We start from the raw sequence: 22261 nt of genomic DNA, 5'->3' as shown, positions 1-22261 counted from the left end.
AAATGCCGGATAATCAGACCAAAGAGCCTCCTCTCTCGGATCCCAGCATGCGAGAGAGGAGGCTCTTTTGAATCTTTCGTTATTATATAAGGAAACATCGAATGGTGTCGAAATTTTCGGATGTTGTAGGCATGGCCCTTACGGCCTCCATGGTTCGATTCACCGGGAAGCCTTGCAATTACGACCTTCGCACACGCTTCGGGACAGGCACCTCTTTACGGCCCTGCTTCATCGGCGCTTGGCATAGCGGGCATGCCTTGCCCTCAGAACCCCGGGAGCCGCGGACAGGAGCTTGCCCGGCAGGCTGGATCCGCTGCCAGCCCTTGCAGCCCGCTCCCGTGCACAGCCATACGTTGACGGTTTCCATTTCAACGGGCGGCTGGGGCTCCCGTCGCTCCGGGTTAACCGTACCGGGAACTGTTACCGGAATCGGCTTCCGCTTATGCTCCCGTGATGCTCTGTCGGAGCCGCCGCCTGCCGTCCGCGTTGACACGGGCCGTCCCGAAGATGCCGGCCTGCGGGCTGTCTCAAAGCCATTTCCGCGGGTTCTCCGGGCTTCGGCCGCTTCCGAAGCGTTCCCGCGTGCTTGTTCGCGCTGCTCTTCCGTAAGGAAGACGTCCCGGAAGAAGCGCGACACGTCGGTTTTACGCCCGCGATAGTAAGCCGGTGAGCTTATGATGAGCTCATCCCGGGCTCTGGTGATCGCCACGTAAGCCAGCCGGCGCTCCTCCTCCAGCGCATCCAGTGCCTTATCTTCCTTGTCCGACAACGGATGGTGATCGTCCAAATGCTCGGCGAGGAGCGAAGAGGAATGGGGTAAAATGCCCTCGCTTGCCCCGATCAGGCAGACCGAGGGGAATTCCAGCCCCTTCGATTTATGAATCGTCATCAGCCGGATCGCATCCGCTTCCTCGTCCCGCTTCATTGCCGCCATCTCCCGATGGATATCAATGAGACGGTCCACGAAGCCGACGAACTCGGCAACCTCTTTGAACCGCTTGGCTGAGGCCTCCAGCTCATCAAGCCCTTCCTGAATCAGCTCCTTATGCAGCGTCAGCTCCTGCCGCTCATCCGCCTCCAGGAACTTGTCATAGAAGCGCCGCCGGATCTCTTGAATGGCCGATACCGGCTCCATGGCCTGCAGCCCTTTAATCAGCTTGGAGCGTTCCCGGATTTGCTCGACCTGAAAGTCTTTCAGGCCGGGATAGCTCAGCAGATGGGCAAGAGGTCCCTTCTTGGGACGGGGCGCATCCTTCTCCCGGATAAAGGCCATGCCTTTGTCCCGGTTCACATACAAGGTATGGAGCATTCCCTCCATAGCGTTAAAATTGCGGCGGTCCAGCGACAGGCGCAGATGGTCCATCACCGGCTTGACGACCCATTGCTCGTAGAACAGCTCGCCATTTTCATAATGAATGAACGGAATTTCCCGCATCACCAGCTGTTCAAATATGGCTCTGCTATTGCTGGCGGTCCGGTATAAAATCGCATAATCCCGATAGGACCTGCCGCGCTCCCGGATCTCTTCCGTAATATGGTTCAGCAGCAGCTCGGCTTCTTGGTCAGGGTCGCCGGGACGCAAGTACAGCGGCACGCTGCCGCTCTTGCGGGTGGATCGCAGCTGCTTGGGACGGCGCCGCTGGTTGACCCGGATGATTTCATTGCCGAGCCCGACGATCGAGGAGAGGGAGCGGTAATTGATATCCAGGGTGATGATTTTCGCATCGGGGTAGGTCTGATCGAATTCAAGAATAAACTCGTTTCGGGCGCCATTGAAGCCGTAGATCGTCTGATCGTCATCGCCGACCACCATGAGGTTGCGGTGCGGGGCGACGATTAGCTTCAGAAGCTCATACGGCAGCAGCCCGGTGTCTTGAAATTCATCGACCATGACATACCGGTAACGCCTTTGCAGCGAGGCCAGCAATGCCGGCTCGGTTGTAAGCAGACGATGCGACAGCACCAGGATATCGTCAAAATCCATCTGGTCGTGCGCTTCCTTCCACGCCTCGTAGCGGGCGAAGATTTCGCGCTGCTCCACTTCCGCCGGCGTGCTGCCGGGCAGCTCATTCATCCCGGTCATGTTCATCCGGTAAGCGGACCATAGCGAGAGCAGCGTTTCAGCCTCATAGCGGTCCTGCAGTCCCATTTCCCGGAGTATGCGCTTGATGATGAATTGCTGATGCCTTGCGTTTCCCAGAATTTCCTGGCGATACCCTCGCGTGCGGAGCAGATACAGGAAGAAGGAGTGGAATGTTCTTGCCGTCACTTTGGCCGCTTCTCCGGCTCTCAGCCCGGGAAGCGCCATGATGCGTTCCTTCATCTCGGCCGCGGCCTTGGATGAGAACGTAACGAGCAGGATGGAGGCCGGGGCGGCCCTGCGGCAGGCGATCAGGTAGCCGGTGCGGCTGACCAGCACGGACGTCTTGCCGGAGCCTGCTCCGGCAAGGGTAAGCAGCGGGCCCTGCGTATGCCGTACGGCCTGGATCTGGGCGCGGTTCAAGAATAGACCCTGCGATTCCAATCCGCGAAAAAAAGCCGCGTCCGGCGCATCGTGGGCCACCAGATCCCGGCTGTTTTCCAAGGTGGCCAGCTTTGCCAAGGGAACATCCAAGCGGTTCGTGCCGAACGGGCGTTTATAAAAAGGTATGCTAACGGTTGAGGTTGTCATAAGCTTCACCAATCATTTCGTCATCCGATATTTGGGGTCCGATTCAGCAATCGGAGTTAAAAAACATGCCTATCCAGTTTACCGGATTCGCGGAAATCTGGCAAAGCTCCAAACCAACCGTAGGAACAAGGTGTTTTATTTATTAAAGGCAGCTTTGGGTGAACCATACTTTAACGTTAGGGGGTGATGTTGTGCTGGCTATTATCGTCATCCTTCAGCTTGTCATGATTGCTATACTACTGAATATGAATGGCAAGCTTAAGCCTCGCGATTATATCGCGGAAGCACTGGAGCGGGATCGCAAAGCGAGAGAAGAGCGGGAGAGGAAGCAGCGGATGGAGCAGTTGGCTTCGGAAAACGAGCTGCAGTAAGGGTAGGGCGTTCTCCGTCAAATGATAGATGTTACCACTGCATGTCCGGATCCAGCACTTTCACCGTACCATCCTTCAAGGCGGCTTCCAGCAGCTCGTTTCGAAGCGCCTGGCCGGTGGCGATCACGTCCCGTCCGTCCTCCTTCTGCTTGGCGACCAGCGCGCTCACCAATTTCTCTTTGGATAATTGCTCTTGATAAAACGGTGCGGCGTATTCCTCCCAGTATGTTTCCTCGTTAACCTTCAGCTCATCGATAAACTTAGCATGCTGCTCCTGCACATCGGACGGCTGCTCCTGTAGTGTCTTCCGCATCCGCTCAGCCTCCCGAACCCCTTCCTCACGGGTTGCAGTCAGCCCTTGTGCATCAGCCAAATACAGCATCAACTGGTCGATGGCAAGCTCTTTCACAAGCGTGGGGTCATCAGCCGGGGTAGCCGAAGTAAACTGCATATGTTCTTTATATCGGATGAGATCAGCCTCCGTAATGAAAACGGGCCCGATCTGAACCAGCGGTTGTCCGGAAGCATTCTCCACAGCTCCACGCCCTCGCAGCTCCGCAGGATTCGAGCGATCGCCAAAGTAAAGAATCAGGCTGACGATAAGCACGCAGGCAGCAGCAATGCCGAGGAGCATCATGGATTTTCGTTGTAATTTCATAGAAGACCATCCTCCTTTATAAGTAGTCGTCAGATCGTCAGATTGTCTTTACCTTTATAGACGTTTAAAGCCGACAAAAGGTTATCGAGAAAATTACTCTTTTAGAAGAAAATGTAAGGGAAATTGTACCCGCACATAAAAAAGCCTGAAGGCACTTGTCGATTATCATCCGTGCTTTCAGGCTGAGTATGAAATATTTATAGGTCCTTGCCTGCCGGATGCGGGGCGGGGACGATCCGGCGGATCATCTGTCTTACGGCCGTATGTTCTACGACCGCAGTAGGCGGGTCTTATGCGCGTATATAATGGCTTTGTCCGCCAGAAACCCGACATACAGCAGCAGGAACACCGCATATGGGAAGCCGGTGCCGTCGAGGCTTGGGACGAGCCATTCCGCCGTAATGAAATACAGGAGCGTAAGCAGCACGGGAAGCTGCCGCTTCAGCCGGTATTTCCATACCGACCAGATTACGCCGCTTACCCCGGCGTAGAGAAGCACCAGCCGGACGGCGTCGAGGGCGGACTGCACGACTCTGCGTGCCTCTTCGTTGCCGAGTGCGGCGGCATATTTGGAGGTCCGGCCTTCGAATATGCTCCGGTACAGATGCACCAGCGGGTTGCCCTCGATGTATCTGGAGTCCAGCCATAAGGATGCTAGATTCCACGGGCCCGGCAGGTAGGTCGCCAGCCGGTTGAAGAGGGGGATGTTAAGCCACCACGGCGAGAGGATCAGCAAATAACCAGCCATAACGAGCAGGGTTCCGCCGGCGATGATGCTTGCCGGGCTGCGGTACTTGATCCAGAACGGAATGAATAGGAGCGGATACAGCAGCGCCTGAAGATTGTAGCACGCCATAATCGCTGTGAGCGCCCCTGCAGCGGCGTACCAGCCGGCCTGCTTCAGCTCGAGCGCGCCGATGACGGCACAGACGAGAAGCAGCATCAGCATCTGCATCGTCGTATCCGGCAGGATCAGCCGTACGGCCCCGTAAGCCGGCCAGAATAGGGCATAGATGAAGCAGCACAGAAAAGCGATCCGCGGATTAAACATATACCGTGACAGCACGAACACCAGATAGACAGAGAACGCATGGAAGATGCACTGGAGAAGCTGATAAATGATTAGCGCCGCATCCATGCTTCCGAGCAGCCCGATCAGTCCGGCCATCATAAGCGGTACGCCGGGCATGACGCCCGAAGCCTCCTCGGGGGCAGGCCCCGGATCGCTGATCAAGGCCGCACTGTCGATATATTTCTGTTCGATGGCGGCGGTAATGCCTTGAGAGGCTTCATGGCCGCCGGCTATCACCAGCAGGCATGAAAGGGCCAGAACGGCTCCGATCAGTGACAGCAGCATCCTCCGCGTCAGGCGGTTCAATGTCCAGATGGAAAACAACAGGTCCAACTCCACTCTTTTATAATCTCTAGGGCGTTTGCCAATAATCTATCCTCCTCTATATTAAAGAAAAAAGACGGAAATAAAAAGGCTCCGCCAGAACGGAGCCCGCATGTTAAGGGAGAGAGGGGGAAGACGATGGTTCGTTTACCGGCCTAAAAGCCGCTGTGATACTTGCCTGGACTGGAGGATTGGTCCTTGGATGTGCCGTCCCGCCGTTTCTCCTCCCGGCGCTCCAATGCAGCATCCTCCATCGGAATCGGATCGACATGACGCTCGCTTTCGAACTTGTCGAACAAGCTCTCTTCTTCCGTCGGATATTGCTCAGGATGGTCCATATGGCCCGGACCGTGATCAAGGGGAAGCTCCTTTTTGCGATCAGCCATGAAACTCACCTCATTCTTTGTTGGGATACTACCTTTTACCATTTTTCAAGGCATATCAAACATCAAATCAGGGAGAATCAAGCTAAAGAGTCGCCTTGTCCGTCGTTATGTTAATTGGTTTCCAGACCTGCAGCGGGCTGCTGCTGCCCTGCGATCTTGTCCACAATGTAGAGGATGAAAACTTCAACAAGATCGGGGTCGAATTGCGTTCCGGCGCAGCGGCGGAGTTCGTCAATACCCTCCTCGAACGTTTTGGTTTTTTGATAGGGCCGTTCCGTTGTCATCGCATCGAAGGAATCGATAATGGTAAGCATCCGGCACAGCTTCGGAATTTGGCTTCCCTTGAATCCGTGCGGGTAACCGCCGCCGTCATACCGTTCGTGATGCAGCTCTATATACGGAACGAGCTCCTTGAATTTCTCGTTCGTTTCGGCGATGCGCTTGCCCCAGCTGACATGCCTTTTCACGGTTTCCCATTCACTTGCCGTAAGCTTGTCCCGTTTATTGAGGATTCCCCATGGAATTTCGAGCTTACCGATATCGTGGATGAGCGCTCCAAGCACGAAATTGCGGCGCTCGACACTGTCGAGGCCAAGCACCTCGCTCATATCCATCGCGTAGCGGAATACCCGTTTCGAGTGCTTGAACGTATCCACATCCTTGTAAAGAAACAGCTTCAACTGCTGCTCGATATCCCGCGCATCCTCCGCAAAGTCGATCTCGAATTCCTTCTTCTCGCCGCTTCCGTACACATGGACATTGTTCTTGCCCTGTTTTTTGGCGTAATACAGTGCCTGATCGGCCTGCTCGACCAGCTGCGATTTATCGTGGATATCCATCCGGTATGGAGCGATCCCGGAGGAAAAGGAGAGGCAACCGGACGGGAAGATTTCCACGCCGTCGAAATACGAATCATTCAATTTTTTGCGGAGCCTGTTGATGAATACCTCGGCTTTGCTTTCGTCATACCCTGGCATAAGCAGCGTAAACTCCTCGCCGCCGAACCGGGACGCCACAACTCCGGCCGCCTGGGCCTCAACCTTCAGATAATTTCCGAGAAAGCCGAGCAGCATGTCGCCCTTCAAATGTCCGAACTGATCATTGTATTTCTTGAAATCATCAATATCGATCATCGCCAAAGACAAAGGAGATTGACTGGCCTTCGCTTTTTTGATCTCGTCTTCGAGCAGGCTCTCGAAATAGCTGTGGTTATACAATCCTGTCCGCTGGTCCTTGATGGCCTTCTCCTGAACCTCGTTGTACATCAGGAACAGCTGCTTGAAGGAATACGAGAGCATGACGCTGAGCCCGATGAACAGCGTGAGCCCGAAGACGCCGTTATGTACGATCAGAACGGATAGAACCAGGGAAAGGATCAGTGTGCTCAAGTAGACCAGCAGCGTATCCTTGATAAAGGATTTGAGAATATCATATAGAGAGCCTCTGTACAGTAAATAATAATAGAATCCGAGCAGAAGCACATTAATGATGAAATAGATGAGAAGGGCTGCCAGATAAGCGCCGAAATGATTGTTGAGAATAGGCCCTGTCTGCCCTCCGGCGGCTTTGAACACCAAAGAGGAGCCGACGATCATAAGGGTGTATATGCAGAAGTTAACAAAATGCTTCCAGAACGGCACCTTCCTGTCATAGAGAGCGATTGCGATTGTATTAAACAGGATGACAGAGAGAGCGAACGGAGCGCCATAAATAAATATGCACGCCAAATAAACGGAGGAATCCATTGATTGCAAGTTGCCTTCAGGAGGGAGCTGGAAGGTGAAATAATTCAATATCAGCGCGGCGCCTAACATGGCATAAACCCATACCCACTGCGAAGGAGCGTAATTTAAAAATTCTCCTTGATGTACGATCATAAAGGTTATACAGCCCATCAGTGAAATAAACACAAAGTACAGCTGTCCTGATAGCTCTCTGGAGATCTGAGCGCGCTTGAATAGGGACATAATGGTTTCTCCTCAATAAAGCATGTTGTTTTCTACACATTTTAAGATATATTGCAGGGCAAAACAACGAAAAAGATGTAAAAAAACAGGCTGAAAATTCCAGCCTGTTTTTTGTGAGATGCTTATTATCCCAATCTGTAACCGGAAGTCAGGGCGACAACAACGGAAGCAACGATGATCGCATTCAGCACGATGCGGGAATACTTGATTTTATCAGTTTTCTTCATAGTTCTCCCTCCTTTCCAGGTAGTTTGATGTATGATTAATTTTGCGGTTCCACATGTTCAGGCTTGCCTTGCTTGCGCATGATGTTCTTAACGGCGGTATTCTTACCGGAAGTCATGAGATGAACGATGTAGAAGAATATTCCGATATTCATGATAATATCGCCGATGCTGATAACCTGTGTTCTCGGATATGGCGGAGATAATGGAATGATGTCGCCGAGGAATGCAAGACGCGTTGATGCATCCATCAAGTAATGCTTGGTTGTCGCCGTCGCATCCATGAGCATGTCCACATAGACAGGATCCAGGACAGATGCGGCGCTCATTGACACCGGCATTCTGCCGCCGTTGACGGCCATGACGAGGAAGTTAAGGAACACCCCTGCCAGTATGCTGCCGAAGCCCTTCTGATCCCGGTTCATCCATAGGAAAATCATGCCTGCAACGTAGATGAGCATAAATATATATCCGCTCGCGTCTGCCAACCAACCGATATTCTCTTGAAAGCGGAATATGAGCAGCTGCACAATCAGGAGGATCGGGAATATAAGGCCGCCCTTCAGGCGAATCTTGCTGAATTGCTGCAGTCCGTGACGGAAACCGCCCCGAATCAGTCCGACAAGTATCCCTAATATAATACCGTCAAATACCATGATCGAATTCCTACTTTCATCATTCATTACTTCCGTAATAAGAGAGTTCGACACTCGATTGGTAATTCCTGCAACAATATTCAAATTTTATGGAAAAAATTTTGAGGATGCTGGGGAGATGTTGTCCGAAATTGTATGAATTGCAATTAAAGCGTTGATATTGTTTTCATTATAGCAAAATTAAAGGATAAATCTTCCTACTTTTTTCGTGTTTTTATTGCAGAAACATGCGTAATCATGGACTTTACATACCTACCGGGGGTATAGTACAGTGAAGATGTGTAAGATGAAACGATCGATAGGAGGAGGAGCATCATGAAACAAGTGACATTAACCGTAGAAGGCATGTCCTGCAATCATTGCGTAAATTCGGTTGAAGGCGCGCTGAAGAATGCCGGAGCTTCGGGAACCGTAGATCTTGCATCAGGCACCGTAAGCATTGAATATGATGATTCCAAGGTAAGCCTTGACGCGCTGAAGGAAGCCATCGAAGATCAGGGATACGACGTCGTATCTTAAGGGAAGGCAATGGATTAATCCGTAGGCTGTCAGCTTCGGGCTGAATAGAAACCGGCTGCTATCTCGCCATAGCACGCCGGTTTTTTTGCGGTGCTTCCCTTCGTATGCTGGCGGGGCGCGGAAGCTTGCGGCTCCAAGTCCAAAGTTACATAATAGATTGAAAGTACCACGCAAGGGGATAATGACTTTTGGTACAACTATGCATGGCAAGTCGGTCCGAGCGATCAGCTTTCGTGCGGTGCGCCATCATGGTTGGAGCATTTGCCGGGAGGATAGTATAACCCATATTACAAATACCTAGGAGTGAGAATAGATGATGAACGATACGTTGTCCTTGTTAATGAATCATCGATCGATTCGGAAGTTCACGGACGAGCCTGTGACGGAGGAGCAGCTGAAGACGATTGTGGCGGCCGGGCAGATGGCATCCACGTCCAGCAATGTCCAGGCTTACAGCATTATCGCGATTACCGATTCGGAGAAGAAGAGAAGATTGGCGGAATTAGCGGGAAATCAGGCGTATATTGTGGAATGTCCCGTATTTCTCGTATGGTGCGCGGATCTGTACCGGCTGAAAAAAATAACTGAGCCCCATGTCGGCGACCAGCCGACGTATGAGGATTCGACCGAAAACTTCATCGTTGCGACGGTAGACGCTGCGCTCTCTGCGCAGAATGCCGCCATCGCCGCGGAATCGCTCGGACTCGGCATCGTTTATATCGGCGGGATCCGCAACAGGATTGCCGAATTTGCCGAAGCGCTCGATTTGCCGGAGCTGGTCTATCCCGTATTCGGCATGTGTCTCGGCCATCCGGACCAGCAGCCGGGCCTCCGCCCGCGTCTCCCCGTGGAAGCGGTGCTGCACCGGGAAAGCTACGACCGGGCGACAATTGAAGAAGCGAAGCGATATGACCAAATCTCCGCCGAATACCTGTCCAAGCGGACGAACGGCAAGAATCGCACGCCTTGGTCGGAGCTGATGGGCAAGCGCCTCGCCGAGCCGGTGAGACTGCATATGAAGGAATTCCTGGAGGGGAAGGGCTTCATGAAGCGGTAGGCGAGCGGCAGAATGAGGGCCAGGCATAACTGGACGATACAGCCGCGAGGAGCCCGGATAAAGGGGGGTTTCGTCCGCTTGTCCTCCCAATATCCAATAGGAAAAACCTATTTATCAAGACGAAATCAAGCCGCAGGTGGATTGCTGTTGCAGCCAACCTGCGGCTTTTTCATTCTGCTCCAATCGAGGAGGGGGTTCTCGTACAATTACACTAATCGGCGGAGCCCTGCTGGCGGTATTGGCCTGGCGTCACGCCTTCGAGCTTCTTGAACATTCGATTGAAGTACGAGGGCTGGTACCCCGCGGCCTCCGCGATTTCATGAATCCGCAGGTCGGTCGTGAGCAGCAGCTCTTTACAGCGGTTCATGCGCACGGTTGTCAGATAGTCCACATAGTTCGTGCCCGTCATCTGCTTAAACGCCTTGCTTAGCTGAGATACGCTGACGCCGGCTTCCATGGCGATCGTATCCAGGGACAGATCCTGCATCCCGTTCTGTTCGATTTGCTCAAGCACGTGTTCCACCAGGGATTTCATGGAGCTGTTGAAATTCTTCTTCAGCTGATCGAGATAGGGCTCGATAATCTCCCTTTGGAACCAGTCCACGCAAGCTTTGGAATCGCGGAGCAGGGACAGCTGCTCCTGCAGATTGGAGAAGTCGTACACCTGGTAAGGGTTCAGTCCGGCCTGCAGCATGGAGCGATGAACGCTGGTAAGCAGCCGCATCAGCCCATGATGGACATGCCATTCCGAGCCGCCTCCCGCCTGAAGGGCCGTGACGAACCGGCTTAGGGACCGCCGTGCATTGTCGTGCAGCCCCAGATTCAAGGCATGAATGAACTCCTGCTCCAGCTCCAGCGGAAAGTCGACCCAGTCATTTTTCTGGGACAGCACCGTTTCGGCCTCAAGCACCTGACTGCCGGCATCGAAGGAGCGGTAATGCAGCGCCCGCTTGGCCTGCTCCAGCAGATGGGGAACATCGGTCCATTTCCGGCTCGGCCCCCCAAGCACAAGGGTTGCCGTCATGCGCAGCGTATCCCGCAGGGCGCGCATGATCTGATCGCACAATGATTTGATGATGTCGGCACGCCCGTCATCTGCATCGGAGGAGGCCGGGACGATCAGGATGACGCCGAAGGAGCCGTCAAAGAAGTTGATCGGATGAACGTAGGCCTTCAAATCCTCCGCCAGCTCTTGAATGACATTCAGGGCGGCGTAAGTAAGGAGATGCTCATCATTTTCCGTTAACGGTGTCCGGTCTTCCCCGTGCGTATGCTGCTGAAGGACAATGGCCGCAAACTGCTTGCCGGTAATATCGAGCTCCATTTCCTGCAGCTTTGCCGCGTATTCACTCTCGGTCAGATGGGCAGCCTGTCCGCTCAGAAATTGATTGATATAAGCCTCGCGAATCGCCGGCAGCGATTGGCTCCACTGGCTCTGCATCGTGGAATGGGAGAACCGGTACTGCTTCCACTCATTTTCTATGTAATCGAGCTCATTATACCTTGCGCCGGGCTTGGCTTTATCGCTGCCGATCATATGGAGCATTTTCCGGATCGGACGGTACATGCTCTTGGACGCATACCAGCTTATTGCCAAGGAAGCCGCGAGCGCAAAAGCAAAGCAGATCAGAATGATATGCGTGTACGGTTTTGTCGGTGCGATGATTGCCGATTGCGGCGTACCGGATACATAGGTCCATTGCCGCTGCATCTTTTCAAATTGAACGGTATTTACAAGCAATACATCCTGTGGGATCCGAACCTTCATCCGCAGCTGATTGGAGGTCTGGACGTCTTCGCGTCCGCGCAGCATCAGCTGCTCCCGGATCGCTTGCATCGCCTCCGGCATTTGGCTGCTCATCCCGGACTCCCCGATCACATGGCCCTGGTCATCCAGCAGGAAGGATACATTCTCGCTATTGCGGATAACGTGCAGCTTCGATGGGTCAATGTAAATGACGATGGCCCCGTACGGCGTATGGCCGTTGAACGGAAGCCTCATCACGAGCGCATGGGTGGAGCCCCCTTTGTTGAAAGGACGCTCAAGATCATGCACCCAGAACATATCGGCATCCCCGTCCATCAGACTCTTGAAGCTGGCCGCATCCTTTTCCCGGTCAAGCGATCGGAGGCCGAGATCAGGCTCCATGATTTTATTTTGCTTTTTGATATAGAGGTATACCTGGTCGACAAGAGGATCGGCATTCTCCACCAGGTTCAACGTATTGAACAGCTCGTCCGTCTCTTCAATATTCGATACAAAATCCATATCTGACAAGGAAGGCTTAAAGTGGGGCTTCACCACCATATTGAGCGCATATTGGACCAGCTGCGTGAACTGCTCGTCCACTTGCCTCGCAGCGTCGACCAAGGTTTCCTCGTTCCGCTGTTGATATTGATTGATCATATGCTGATTCCCTACATACAGATAAACGGCCGTTATGGCCGAGATGGGAAGGCATGTTAAGAGCACGGCAAGCGCTATGCTTCTCCAATACATAATTCCTTTGAAATCGGTTTCAAGATTTCTTGCCCTCATTGCATGAACCCCCTGGTTGGTTATAAACGAAATCAAAGGCTTGGTCGAAGTAAGCCGGGATGGATTAAGTATTATCATAACGAATGAGCGGTGCAGTGAAAAGGTCGTATCTGCCTAAATCACCTCCAGGAAAAAAAGTGCAAGAGAAGGAAATGGACAAGCCAAACCACTTGACGTATCAAGCTTTGCGCGGATGCTGCATCGATTGGAACGAGGGGAGGGGCCGACGGAAAAAAAGTGAAATTGCAGGGAATGTTGGAACCGTTTACATTTAGAATGCGTTCCAAATGAACGGCAGATCGAAACGAGATGACGAGGCTGAAAGCGAGGGATTAACGATGAAAGAACTGGAGACCGTTCAGATCGAACCGAAGAACAGGGGAGCAAGCAGGAAAGCTTCCACTTCCGGGAAGTCCAAAACGAAGTGGGGACGGCTATGGGCGGATGTAGCGCGCGATAAATATTTGTATGTCCTGGCCTTGCCGGGCCTTATCTTTTTTATCATTTTCAAATACGTTCCGATTACGAATCTCGTCATTGCCTTCCAGGAGTATTCGCCGTACTTCGGGGTGCTGGGGAGCCCTTGGGTAGGCTTTGAGCATTTCATCCGCTTTTTCTCCAACAATGATTTCTGGATGCTGCTGCGCAATACGCTTGCGATTAGCTTCCTGAGCTTGATTTTCTTTTTTCCGGCGCCGATCATACTGGCTCTGATGCTGAATGAGGTTCGAAGCTCCCTTTATAAACGAACGATCCAATCGTTAGTGTATATTCCGCACTTTTTGTCATGGGTGCTGATCTATGGCTTGACTTATCTGATGTTCTCGCAATCCGAGGGCTTGGTCAACAAGTGGTTCATGTCCATGAATTGGGAGACGGTCGATATTCTCTCCAATCCGAACTACTTCTGGGCCATGCTTACGGCACAGTCCATTTGGAAAGAGGTCGGGTGGGGAACGATTATATTCCTTGCGGCCATCGCCGGCGTTGATCCTCAATTGTATGAAGCGGCCGTCATGGACGGCGCGGGGCGCTTTAGACGAATGTGGCATGTTACGCTGCCGGCCATGCGCAATGTGATTATGATCCTGCTCATACTCCGCCTGGGAACGATCCTCGATACGGGATTCGAGCAGATTTATCTGATGATGAATGCGCCTGTCACCCAGGTGGCCGAAGTGTTCGACACTTATGTTTACAGGGTGGGGATCCGGCAGGGAGAGTTCAGCTACAGCACGGCTATCGGATTGTTTAAATCGATCGTCGGCGTCATTATGGTCGTTACCGCCAACCGGTTGGCCAGACGATACGGCCAGGAAAGCTTGTACTAGAACATCGACGAAGACAAGGAGGATGGAAGCATGCATGAGAAAGGTTGGAAGACGCGGCTCTTTAGCCTCGTAAATAACGGGCTGCTGCTGGTCGTCGGTCTGGCAACGATATTTCCCATTTACTATACCGTGATTCTTTCGTTTACGGATCCGGTGGAGTATTATCAACGAAGCCTGATTTTATGGCCGCGGGTCTGGACCCTGGATGCGTACAAGCATTTGCTGTCGAACGGATTATTTGTCAGCTCGATATCGGTGAGCGTGTTCCTGGCGACGATCGGCACGCTCCTCAGCCTGCTCGTTACGGGCGGGATGGCGTATGCATTGTCCCGTAAACGCCTGCGGTTCCGCAAAGCGATGATGATTATGGTGCTGCTCACGTTTCTCTTCACGCCGGGGCTCGTTCCGCTCTACCTGGTCGTCCGCAATCTGGGACTGATCGACAGCGTCTGGTCGCTTATATTGCCGAGCTTGACCAGTGCATGGTATGTCCTGCTCATGAAGGGCTTCTTCGACAGCATTCCGGTCAGCCTGGAGGAAGCCGCCATGATCGACGGCTCCAATGATATCGGCGTGTTCTGGCGCATCATTCTGCCATTGTCATTGCCTGCCCTCGTTGCCTTCGGATTGTTCTTCGCGGTCGGCTATTGGAATACGTACTTTAACGCCTTGATGTTCATTAACGACCAGAAGATGTGGCCGCTGCAGGTGCTGCTGCAAAATATGCTCGTCGATCCGACAACGATGGGATCAGGCAATGGCGGAGGGTTTGCGTTCCAAGTGAACCGGCAGGTTCCGACCGAAACATTGAAAATGGCGGCGGTCGTTATTGCAACCGTGCCGATCATGCTGGTGTACCCATTCCTGCAGAAGCACTTCGCCAAAGGGGCGATGGTAGGCTCCGTCAAGGAATGATTCGATATATGGTTACACATGGATACAACATCCATTATCCATCAGGTTCAGACAGAAGCCAATCCAATGATAAAGGGAGGTCCATTTTATGAAAACAATGAAGCTCAAGCCTGGAAAATCGCTTGTTAAGACGGCCAGCTTACTGATCTTGGCCAGCTCGCTCCTGCTCAGTGCATGCGGTGGCGGCTCGGGAGGCACCGCCAGCGGCAGCGGAGGCGGAAAGGATGGCGGAGAGCCGACAAGCATTACGATTCAGACCCTGAACTACGCGACTGAATTCATCGATAACACGAATCCTCTCTGGAAGGAGCTGGAGAAGCGAACCAACACCAAGCTGAACATCACCTGGCTGTCCCCTTCCACGGCGGAGGAGAAAATTAACGTCATGCTTGCGTCCGGCGACCTGCCGGAAGTAACGTTCGTCGAATCGATGCAGAACCCGCAGCTGCAGAAAATGCTGAAGCAAGGGGTGTTCTGGGACTTGACCCCGTTCCTTAAGGATTATCCGAATTTAAACCGCGAAGAGCTGAAGGAAATGTGGGAGATCACGAAGGTAGACGGCAAGAACATGGTTATTCCGCGCTACTATCCGAGCTATGGCGGCGGCGTGTTCCCGATGATCCGCAAGGATTGGCTGGATGCGCTGGGACTGGAAACGCCCAAGACGCTCGACGAATTCTATAACGTGCTAAAGGCCTTTAAGGAGAAAGATCCGAACGGGAACGGCCAAGCGGATGAAATTCCGTACGCGGCCAACCCGGGCGCGCTTGCTTATATTTATAATATTTTCAACGAGACGCAAGGGGGCTGGAAGCTGGAGCCGGATAATACGCTATCTCCGATCATCACGTCGGATGCGTCGAGGGAGGCTATGCTGTGGATCAAAAAGGCTTATGACGATGGCCTGTTCCCTAAGGACTTCGCCATCATGAAGTTCTCGCAGGTCATGGATACGATGCGCAGCGCCAAGGCCGGAGTCGGGGGCATGTCCATGAACCATGCCTGGGTAACCGGTCAACCGGTGAAGGAGGTTGATCCGAAGGCGGACCTGATGCCGCTGGCTTATTTGGAAAATGCGAATGGGGTGAAATATACTCCTTCAGGCTCACCGTATTATGGCGTATATCTGATCCCGAAGAAGGTTCCGGAAGCCAAGGTGAAGAAAATTCTGGAGTTCTTTGACTACGGCTACAGCGTGGAAGGCAACGAGATGCTGACGTACGGCCTCGAGGGCGTTCATTACAAGGTAGAGAACGGCAAGAAGGTGGCAACGCCGCAAGCGGCAATCGATAAGACGGGAGACGGAAACCTGAACAATATGATTCATCTGGTGAGCGACGATATGGCGATCAGCGCCGTGGGGATGCCGGATGAGGTATATCAGCGCAACGTGGAGATCGTAACGGAGCGCAAGACGGTCAAGGTGCCGAATCCTTCGGCAGAGCTGTATTCGGAGGCGTATAATAAATATTATCCTGAAATCTCCAAGAAAGTGGAAGACATGCGCGTCATGGTCATTACGGGCAAGGAGCCGATTGAAGCGTATGATCAATTGATCGAAACGATCAAGAATGATCCGAAGATGGCGGAAATTACGGAAGAAATGACTAAGGCGTATCAGGAGAAGTACCTGAAATAATCTATAAAGGCTGTTCAAATTTCGGTGCTGAAATACCGGCTTTTTGAACTCGCATTTATATATGAAAGTGGCCGTCCGGGCAGAGAAGCATCTGCTCATGGGCGGCCTTGTTTTTGTATGAAGAGGCAGCTGTTTCAAGCCCTTACGGAGATTATTTCCGCATCATAGCAAGCTTTGAGTCCCCATGTGATGCCTCCCTGATGTCTAACATCAAACATTCTAGAATTTTACATTAAAGTATAAAATATTACATAAGGGAGGCATAAATCATGAAAACGAAGGACGGCATGAAATTTGATATCGAGCGAGAGAGAAATAAGCTTCATAAGATGAAGCAGCGATATCGTGATTTTAATCATCCCAAGGTCCTCGAGCAATCGGCGGTGCTGGACGAGCTGATTAATCAGTATAACCGCTTCCTTCGGGAGGACAAGCCGATTGCATAAAGATTGACTTGAAGCGGTTTACCGAAACGCAAGATTCATAGATTCCGATTTCACATTACTCCGCGAACCAAGGATAGTATATCAACCGTCGAACCAACGAAAAGCTGCCTTCGGCCAGCATGTACCGTTCGCTTTTATAATCCGTACAGCCGTGCGGCATTTCGATACAGCTGTCTGCGCGCTTCCTGTTCGGAAATCCCCTGCAGCTCGGCCCAAGCGGCAGCGGCAAGGGCGGTCATTTCCGGTCGGGTCGTCTGCCCTTGAAGGGGACCCTCGAACGGCCAAGGACCATCCGTCTCGGTCATGACCAGCTGCGGAGGATACATTCTCGCAATATCGCGGATCTCTTCTTCATAAAGGATATCCGGCGTAAAGGAGATATGATAGCCGCTTGCGGCCATCCGGTCTAACGTATCGCGTGAGCCCTTGAACCAATGAAAATGAGCGCGGGCGATCCCGTAGGCTTCGAGCAGATCGCATGCGGTATCCGCATCCTCATACACGGCGTGCAGAATGATCGGTTTATCGTGCTTCTTCGCAAAGGCGACGAATCTTTCGAGCAGCTCGATATAAGGCGCGTTGTCCCACGAATGTCCTGCTGACTCCGCCTCCAGTCTTGCATAATAGGGGAGGCCGACCTCCCCGACCGCCACCATGTCTTGGACATGGTTCTCCATCCAGCGAAGCAGCTCTTCGGTTTCGTCCGGAGAGGGAAGAGGCTGCTCCGGGTGATAGCCGAAAGCAGGCTTAATGGAGTCCCCGTAGATTCGCGACAGCTCCAGATTGCGCTTGCAAGAGGGCAGATTCATGGACACGGTGATGATGTATTGGACGTTTCCCATCGCGAGCGCCGAGGCGATGCTCTCCTGATCGGCAAGCGAATAGCTGTCGAGATGGATATGCGTATCGATGAGCGGGATATCCGCGCGATCATACGTTTCAAGCGGCAATGAGGTTGAAGCTGTTCCGGATGCCATAATGAGCCCTCCTTTCGTTTCCAATGTTCTTACAGTTTGTCTCTACATATATTATATAGAAAGCTATTCTTTACATATCCGGCTCCGTGCCGGAACCTATAACAGCCGGCCGCTTGCTTATGCATGCAGCCGGCTGTTCCGTCTGAGGAATGGGATCTGAATCCGCATCAAATGAAGTTGGTATAGCACGCATACCGAAGCTTCCGAGGAATGGCAAGTTAACATCTCCTACAATCGGCTGAAGCATAACAAATCTGCACCTGACAGCGGCTGGAACATAACAAGTCAGCATCTTGAATGCAGCCGGAAGCATAGCAAGTCAGCGTCCTGAAACCAGTCCCTGCTAGTCAATTGCGCTTCTGCTGCTCCTGCCGCAGCACGGCTGAAATCTCGGATTTCAGCTCGATGAAGGACGGATCCAGCAGCAGATCCTCCCGGCGAGGACGGGTGAACGGAGCCTCGACCCGTTTCAGAACCGAGCCGGGACGCGCGGACAGAATATAGATGCTGTCCGAGAGCAGCAGCGCCTCCTCAATATGATGGGTGATCATCAGCACCGAGCGCCGGGTGTCCTCCCATATATCGAGCAGCCAGCGCTGCATGTCGCTTCGGGTCAGGGCATCGAGCGCGCTGAACGGCTCATCGAGGCACATGACCTCCTGCGGGCTCATGAGCGCCCGCAGAAATGCCGCGCGCTGCTGCATCCCGCCTGATAGGGTATGCGGATATGCCTGCTCGAAGCCGCCAAGCCCGGCCCGTTCCATCCAAGCGCGGGCATGGGCGCGAGCGGAAGCTTTAGAGGTCCCCCGGAGCTCCTCCGGCAGCAGGACGTTGTCCTCAATCGTCCGCCACGGGAACAAGGCCGGCTGCTGCGGCATATAAGCGATGCGCCCCTTCTCCCCGGTGACCTCCCGCCCCTCCATGAGGACCTGGCCGGCATCAGGCGCAATCAATCCGCCGATGATGTGAAAGAGCGTGCTTTTTCCGCTGCCGGAAGGGCCGATGATCGATACGAATTCCCCTGGAAGCACCCTAAGCGACAGCTCCTCCAGCACATGCACTTCACTGCGCCGCTCGCGGAACACCTTGCGAATCCCCCGGACCTCCAGGGCAGGAGCGGGGGCGGCGGCTGCGCCGCCGGTTGAATTCAAGACGGAATCAGTCGCTCGCTGCGTCATATGGGCAGCCTCCCTTCTTTATTAAGATCCCTGATTTCAACCTTATCTGTAACCTGGATTTGAAAGAACCATTTAAATCTGGGGAGCAGCCGCGATGCTTAGAGGAACTCTGCATGTATTTGCCCCGAATCCCGGTCCAATCGTTCAACTTATGAAGCAGAGAGCATCTATATGGCCAAGCCATGCCAATCAATGCTTCCGGTTCCAGCGGATCAGCCGTTTCTCCAGCAGGGTAATAACGCCTACCATGAGCAGGCTGAGCAGCACGATAACCAGAATGGCCACAAATACGCGATCGGTCCGGTACCCGGATTTTTGCAGCATCATATAATAGCCGATTCCCCGGTCAGACCCGATCCATTCCCCGATGACCGCCCCCATGACCGAATACGTGGCCGCGATCCGAATCCCGGAGAAGATGGATGGCAGCGCGTGCGGAAGCTCCAGCTTGGTGAAGATTTGCCACGGCGTGGCTCCCGTCATCTGCATATAATTCATCATCGTGCGGTCGGTCCGTGCCAGCCCGTCGAGGGCCGCTACGGCTACGGGGAAGAAGCAAACGAGCGTAATGACGATGACCTTCGGCAGCATGCCGAACCCGAACCAGATCATGAGGAGCGGGGCCAAGGCGATGGTCGGCACGTTCTGGCTTAAGATGAGAAGCGGATAAAGGGCTGTTTTGAGAAAAGGTACCCTGTGCAGAGCCAAAGAGAGCAGGAGTCCGATACCGGTTCCGATGGCAAATCCGATCACGGTTAACTTTAGGGTAGCCCAAGTGTGTTCCATAAGTCCCGACGCCCCGGTGATGGCTTCATGCCCGATAGCCGTCGGCGCAGGCAGAATGAATTTCTCGATATCGAACATCCAGACCGCAGCCTGCCACACGATCAAAAAGAAGAGGACCGCCACGACGGGCGGCCATATCGAGCTCCACCAGCTTTTCATGGACGGTATTTCTCCGTGAGCTTATCCATGCTGATGCCCTGCGGATGATGTGCGATTTTGACTTGGGAGATGATGCTCGGACTCCCGGCTTTCACCAGCGCATCATGCATTCGCTCCACGATGCGGAGCAGCTCGGACAGCTCGCCTTCCATCGTTGTTTCCAAAGCATGGACCTCGTATTTGACGCCGGAATCCTGGATTACCTTAATGGCTTCATCCACATAAGGGATGCTGTCTCCGCCGTCCGGCGTACGCGGAATGACTTGAATGCTCAGCAGTGTATTCGCCATGAGTCAATCGTCCTTTCGTATATGGGTTCTCATTTGCACGGCCGTTAAGCCTCATGCCGATGAGCCGCGAAGCAGCATTGCAATGCTGCGGGGAGTGCTTCTCCTATTTGTCAGGCAAAAACTCATTCGTAAACGCGCGCTCCGCGTCCAATTCCTTCTCCAGCAGCTTGCGCTCAAACATCCAGTCGGCATATCCGGACCAAACCTCGGCCTTCTGCTCGCCCCAGCGCGGCGAGTCATCTTGATAGCGCGGGCTGAGCCACTTCTGGCTTTCCAGCACCAGCTCGGCATCCAGGTCGGGAACTGCCTTCGACAGCAGTGCCGCGGCATCTTCCGGATGGTCTATCGCATATTGATAGCCTTTGGACGTTGCGCGCATGAACGCTTTGACAAGCTCCGGGTCATCCGCGATCAGCTTCTCGTTCGTTACGATGACCGGCGTATAATAATCCAGCTGTTCGGAATAATCCTTCACGTAGATCATGTCCAGCGGCTCGCCGCGAAGCTGGGCTTCAATGCCTGTCCAGGCATAGTAGATCCAGGCGAAATCAATATCCCGCTTAACCGCCGTAAAATAATCGGCGTCTCCGATGTTCACGATGTTGACCTTGTTCACATCGGCTCCATCGATCTCCATGATCGATTTCATGACGGCTTCCTCAATCGGAGAGCCCCAGCCTCCGTAGGATTTTCCTTCAAAATCGGAGGCCTTCTGGATGCCCCGATCCTTCGGTGCAGCGAATCCGGACGTATTATGCTGAATGATGGCTGCGATCGAAACCAGCGGCAGCCCCTGTGTCCGGGCGAGCGTTACGCCCTCCTGATAGCTGATGCCGAACGGTACGTTGCCGGAAGCGACCATCGCATCGGTTCCCCCGGAGCCCGGCTGTACGATTTGCACGTTCAGCCCTTCCTCCTCATAATATCCGAGCTCCTTGGCTGCATATAATCCGGTGTGGTTCGTGTTCGCCGACCAGTCCAGCATCAATTGGACATCGCGGAGCTTGGCCGGCTGTTCTCCTTCTCCGGCAGTCTCTTGCTTGCCGGGCGCGCTTCCGCCGTTCTGGCCGCTTGCCCCGCAGGCGGAAGCGACCAGAAGCAGGACGCAGGCGAGCAGCAGAGAGAGCCATGTACGTTGTTTCATCGTGTTTCTCCTCTCCTTATATGTCTTCCATTTTCCGTATTAACTTCATAACAACAACAAAAAACGCCCCGATCGTATCGGAGCGCATGACGGCGTAAGTATATACTACGGCTTATGAACAGCCGCAATCTTATGGCTTCCTACGCTGGCATTACCCAGATCAGGTATAAGGGTCAGTATCTCTATGGGATACACTCTCAGCCGGCCGATTCCAGCTCCCCCGGTATTTATGAAGTTACGGGTTATACTTCCGTTATTATAGACCTACCGGAAGCACCTGTCCAGTACGGGAACGCCCCATGCCTGAAGGCGATTTTCTACGTTCGTATAGGTCGCCGGGATGAGTGGCTGTCCAGGCATGGAAGACCCGAATGATCCAGGCGACCCATAGGAGTCTCTATATGCGGGCGGGCAACCTTAGACCTGGCCTGTTAGCGCTGGAAAAATTCAATCCATTCGCCTTCCGGACCGTGCACGAAGAAATAGCGGTAGCCGTTGGGCAGCGTGACGATTTCCTCATCCAGATGCGGAACGTCCAGCTCCTTCACCCGTGCATATTCCGCTTCAATGTCGTCCGTGCTGACGGCAAAGTGATGCACCGTTCCCTCCGCAGGAAGGGAGTCGCTGTATCCTTGAATCAGCTCGACCTCGGTTTCATCGCTGCCGTTAAAGCCGAGGAAAGCCAGCTGGATGACACCGTTCGTGTGCGTCAGACGGTCCTTGAGCTCAAGGCCGACCACCTTCGTATAGAAAGCGATCGTTGCTTCCAGATCCCTTACGACAATGCCTACATGGTCCAATCGTCTTTGTCCCATTTTACAAGAACCCCTTCCATGAAACTATGCTAGGATATAAAACCAAAGATACGTTGATATGAAAGAATAATACTACATAAACCCCATGTGTCAAGTGGGGATTGAGTGACTACAATCCCGGGACAATTCCGCAAATA

General features: G+C 53.2%; 20 protein-coding genes and 1 riboswitch. Of the genes, 7 read left to right on the top strand and 13 right to left on the bottom strand.

Features of this window, described 5'->3' with window-relative positions; genetic code table 11:
* Positions 1-178: 178 nt before the first annotated feature.
* Positions 179-2671, bottom strand: a complete 2493-nt coding sequence (locus MKX76_RS20280) for a UvrD-helicase domain-containing protein (RefSeq protein ID WP_210094227.1) — start codon at positions 2669-2671, stop codon at positions 179-181.
* Between the two features lie 191 nt (positions 2672-2862).
* Here MKX76_RS20280 and MKX76_RS20275 point away from each other — a divergent pair, with 191 nt between their 5' ends.
* Positions 2863-3042 (top strand): hypothetical protein, encoded by a 180-nt coding sequence (locus MKX76_RS20275; RefSeq protein WP_210094226.1) that lies wholly within the window; start codon positions 2863-2865, stop codon positions 3040-3042.
* 31 nt (positions 3043-3073) lie between these two features.
* On the opposite strand, the gene MKX76_RS20270 is transcribed toward MKX76_RS20275, so the two are convergent.
* The 5 genes from MKX76_RS20270 to MKX76_RS20250 form a co-directional block, all read right to left on the bottom strand.
* The gene (locus tag MKX76_RS20270; protein WP_210094225.1) at positions 3074-3700 is read right to left on the bottom strand and encodes a hypothetical protein; all 627 of its coding nucleotides are present in this window, start codon (positions 3698-3700) and stop codon (positions 3074-3076) included.
* Between the two features lie 268 nt (positions 3701-3968).
* The gene (locus tag MKX76_RS20265; RefSeq protein ID WP_144867117.1) at positions 3969-5096 is read right to left on the bottom strand and encodes an ArnT family glycosyltransferase; all 1128 of its coding nucleotides are present in this window, start codon (positions 5094-5096) and stop codon (positions 3969-3971) included.
* Between the two features lie 155 nt (positions 5097-5251).
* A complete protein-coding gene (locus MKX76_RS20260; RefSeq protein WP_007130540.1) occupies positions 5252-5482 on the bottom strand; it encodes a hypothetical protein in 231 nt (76 codons plus the stop codon).
* 110 nt (positions 5483-5592) lie between these two features.
* Positions 5593-7449, bottom strand: coding sequence for a bifunctional diguanylate cyclase/phosphohydrolase (locus tag MKX76_RS20255; RefSeq protein ID WP_144867119.1), 1857 nt, complete (start codon positions 7447-7449; stop codon positions 5593-5595).
* A 262-nt stretch (positions 7450-7711) separates the two neighbouring features.
* Positions 7712-8329 (bottom strand): DUF5317 domain-containing protein, encoded by a 618-nt coding sequence (locus tag MKX76_RS20250; protein WP_210094224.1) that lies wholly within the window; start codon positions 8327-8329, stop codon positions 7712-7714.
* A 315-nt stretch (positions 8330-8644) separates the two neighbouring features.
* On the opposite strand from MKX76_RS20250, the gene MKX76_RS20245 reads away from it, so the two are divergent.
* A complete protein-coding gene (locus tag MKX76_RS20245; RefSeq protein WP_007130536.1) occupies positions 8645-8848 on the top strand; it encodes a cation transporter in 204 nt (67 codons plus the stop codon).
* A 316-nt stretch (positions 8849-9164) separates the two neighbouring features.
* The gene (nfsA, locus tag MKX76_RS20240; protein WP_210094351.1) at positions 9165-9905 is read left to right on the top strand and encodes an oxygen-insensitive NADPH nitroreductase; all 741 of its coding nucleotides are present in this window, start codon (positions 9165-9167) and stop codon (positions 9903-9905) included.
* A 211-nt stretch (positions 9906-10116) separates the two neighbouring features.
* Here the strand turns inward: nfsA and MKX76_RS20235 are convergent, their stop codons facing one another.
* The gene (locus MKX76_RS20235) at positions 10117-12444 is read right to left on the bottom strand and encodes a helix-turn-helix domain-containing protein (protein WP_210094223.1); all 2328 of its coding nucleotides are present in this window, start codon (positions 12442-12444) and stop codon (positions 10117-10119) included.
* 338 nt (positions 12445-12782) lie between these two features.
* Between MKX76_RS20235 and MKX76_RS20230 the strand changes: the two genes are divergently transcribed.
* The 4 genes from MKX76_RS20230 to MKX76_RS20215 all read left to right on the top strand — a co-directional run bounded on the left by MKX76_RS20230 (position 12783) and on the right by MKX76_RS20215 (position 16775).
* Positions 12783-13775, top strand: coding sequence for an ABC transporter permease (locus tag MKX76_RS20230; RefSeq protein ID WP_007130533.1), 993 nt, complete (start codon positions 12783-12785; stop codon positions 13773-13775).
* 30 nt (positions 13776-13805) lie between these two features.
* On the top strand, positions 13806-14690 hold the full coding sequence (locus tag MKX76_RS20225) for a carbohydrate ABC transporter permease (RefSeq protein ID WP_007130532.1): 885 nt from the start codon (positions 13806-13808) through the stop codon (positions 14688-14690).
* Between the two features lie 88 nt (positions 14691-14778).
* Complete coding sequence (locus MKX76_RS20220) at positions 14779-16329, top strand: extracellular solute-binding protein (RefSeq protein WP_007130531.1); 1551 nt, start codon at positions 14779-14781, stop codon at positions 16327-16329.
* A gap of 269 nt (positions 16330-16598) precedes the next feature.
* Entirely contained in the window at positions 16599-16775 is a 177-nt protein-coding gene (locus MKX76_RS20215) for an aspartyl-phosphate phosphatase Spo0E family protein (RefSeq protein WP_028404736.1), read from the top strand.
* 134 nt (positions 16776-16909) lie between these two features.
* Here the strand turns inward: MKX76_RS20215 and MKX76_RS20210 are convergent, their stop codons facing one another.
* From MKX76_RS20210 to MKX76_RS20185, 6 genes are all read right to left on the bottom strand, one after another.
* Entirely contained in the window at positions 16910-17752 is an 843-nt protein-coding gene (locus MKX76_RS20210) for a TatD family hydrolase (RefSeq protein ID WP_007130529.1), read from the bottom strand.
* Positions 17753-18099: 347 nt separating this feature from the next.
* Complete coding sequence (locus MKX76_RS20205) at positions 18100-18930, bottom strand: ABC transporter ATP-binding protein (RefSeq protein WP_144867121.1); 831 nt, start codon at positions 18928-18930, stop codon at positions 18100-18102.
* A 189-nt stretch (positions 18931-19119) separates the two neighbouring features.
* On the bottom strand, positions 19120-19875 hold the full coding sequence (locus MKX76_RS20200; protein ID WP_007130527.1) for an ABC transporter permease: 756 nt from the start codon (positions 19873-19875) through the stop codon (positions 19120-19122).
* Positions 19872-20165, bottom strand: a complete 294-nt coding sequence (locus MKX76_RS20195; RefSeq protein ID WP_007130526.1) for a thiamine-binding protein — start codon at positions 20163-20165, stop codon at positions 19872-19874. The genes MKX76_RS20200 and MKX76_RS20195 overlap by 4 nt, the downstream gene beginning before the upstream one ends.
* 103 nt (positions 20166-20268) lie before the next feature.
* On the bottom strand, positions 20269-21309 hold the full coding sequence (locus MKX76_RS20190; RefSeq protein ID WP_028404739.1) for an ABC transporter substrate-binding protein: 1041 nt from the start codon (positions 21307-21309) through the stop codon (positions 20269-20271).
* Positions 21310-21429: 120 nt separating this feature from the next.
* Positions 21430-21541: riboswitch (TPP riboswitch) on the bottom strand.
* 199 nt (positions 21542-21740) lie between these two features.
* Positions 21741-22124 carry a VOC family protein gene (locus MKX76_RS20185; protein ID WP_007130524.1) on the bottom strand — a complete coding sequence of 128 codons (384 nt, stop codon included), beginning with the start codon at positions 22122-22124 and terminating at the stop codon, positions 21741-21743.
* Between the last annotated feature and the right edge of the window lie 137 nt (positions 22125-22261).

The organism is Paenibacillus sp. FSL R5-0810, assembly GCF_038002285.1.
GTDB lineage: Bacteria > Bacillota > Bacilli > Paenibacillales > Paenibacillaceae > Paenibacillus_AQ > Paenibacillus_AQ lactis.
This window is presented reverse-complemented; position numbering and strand designations above follow the sequence as displayed.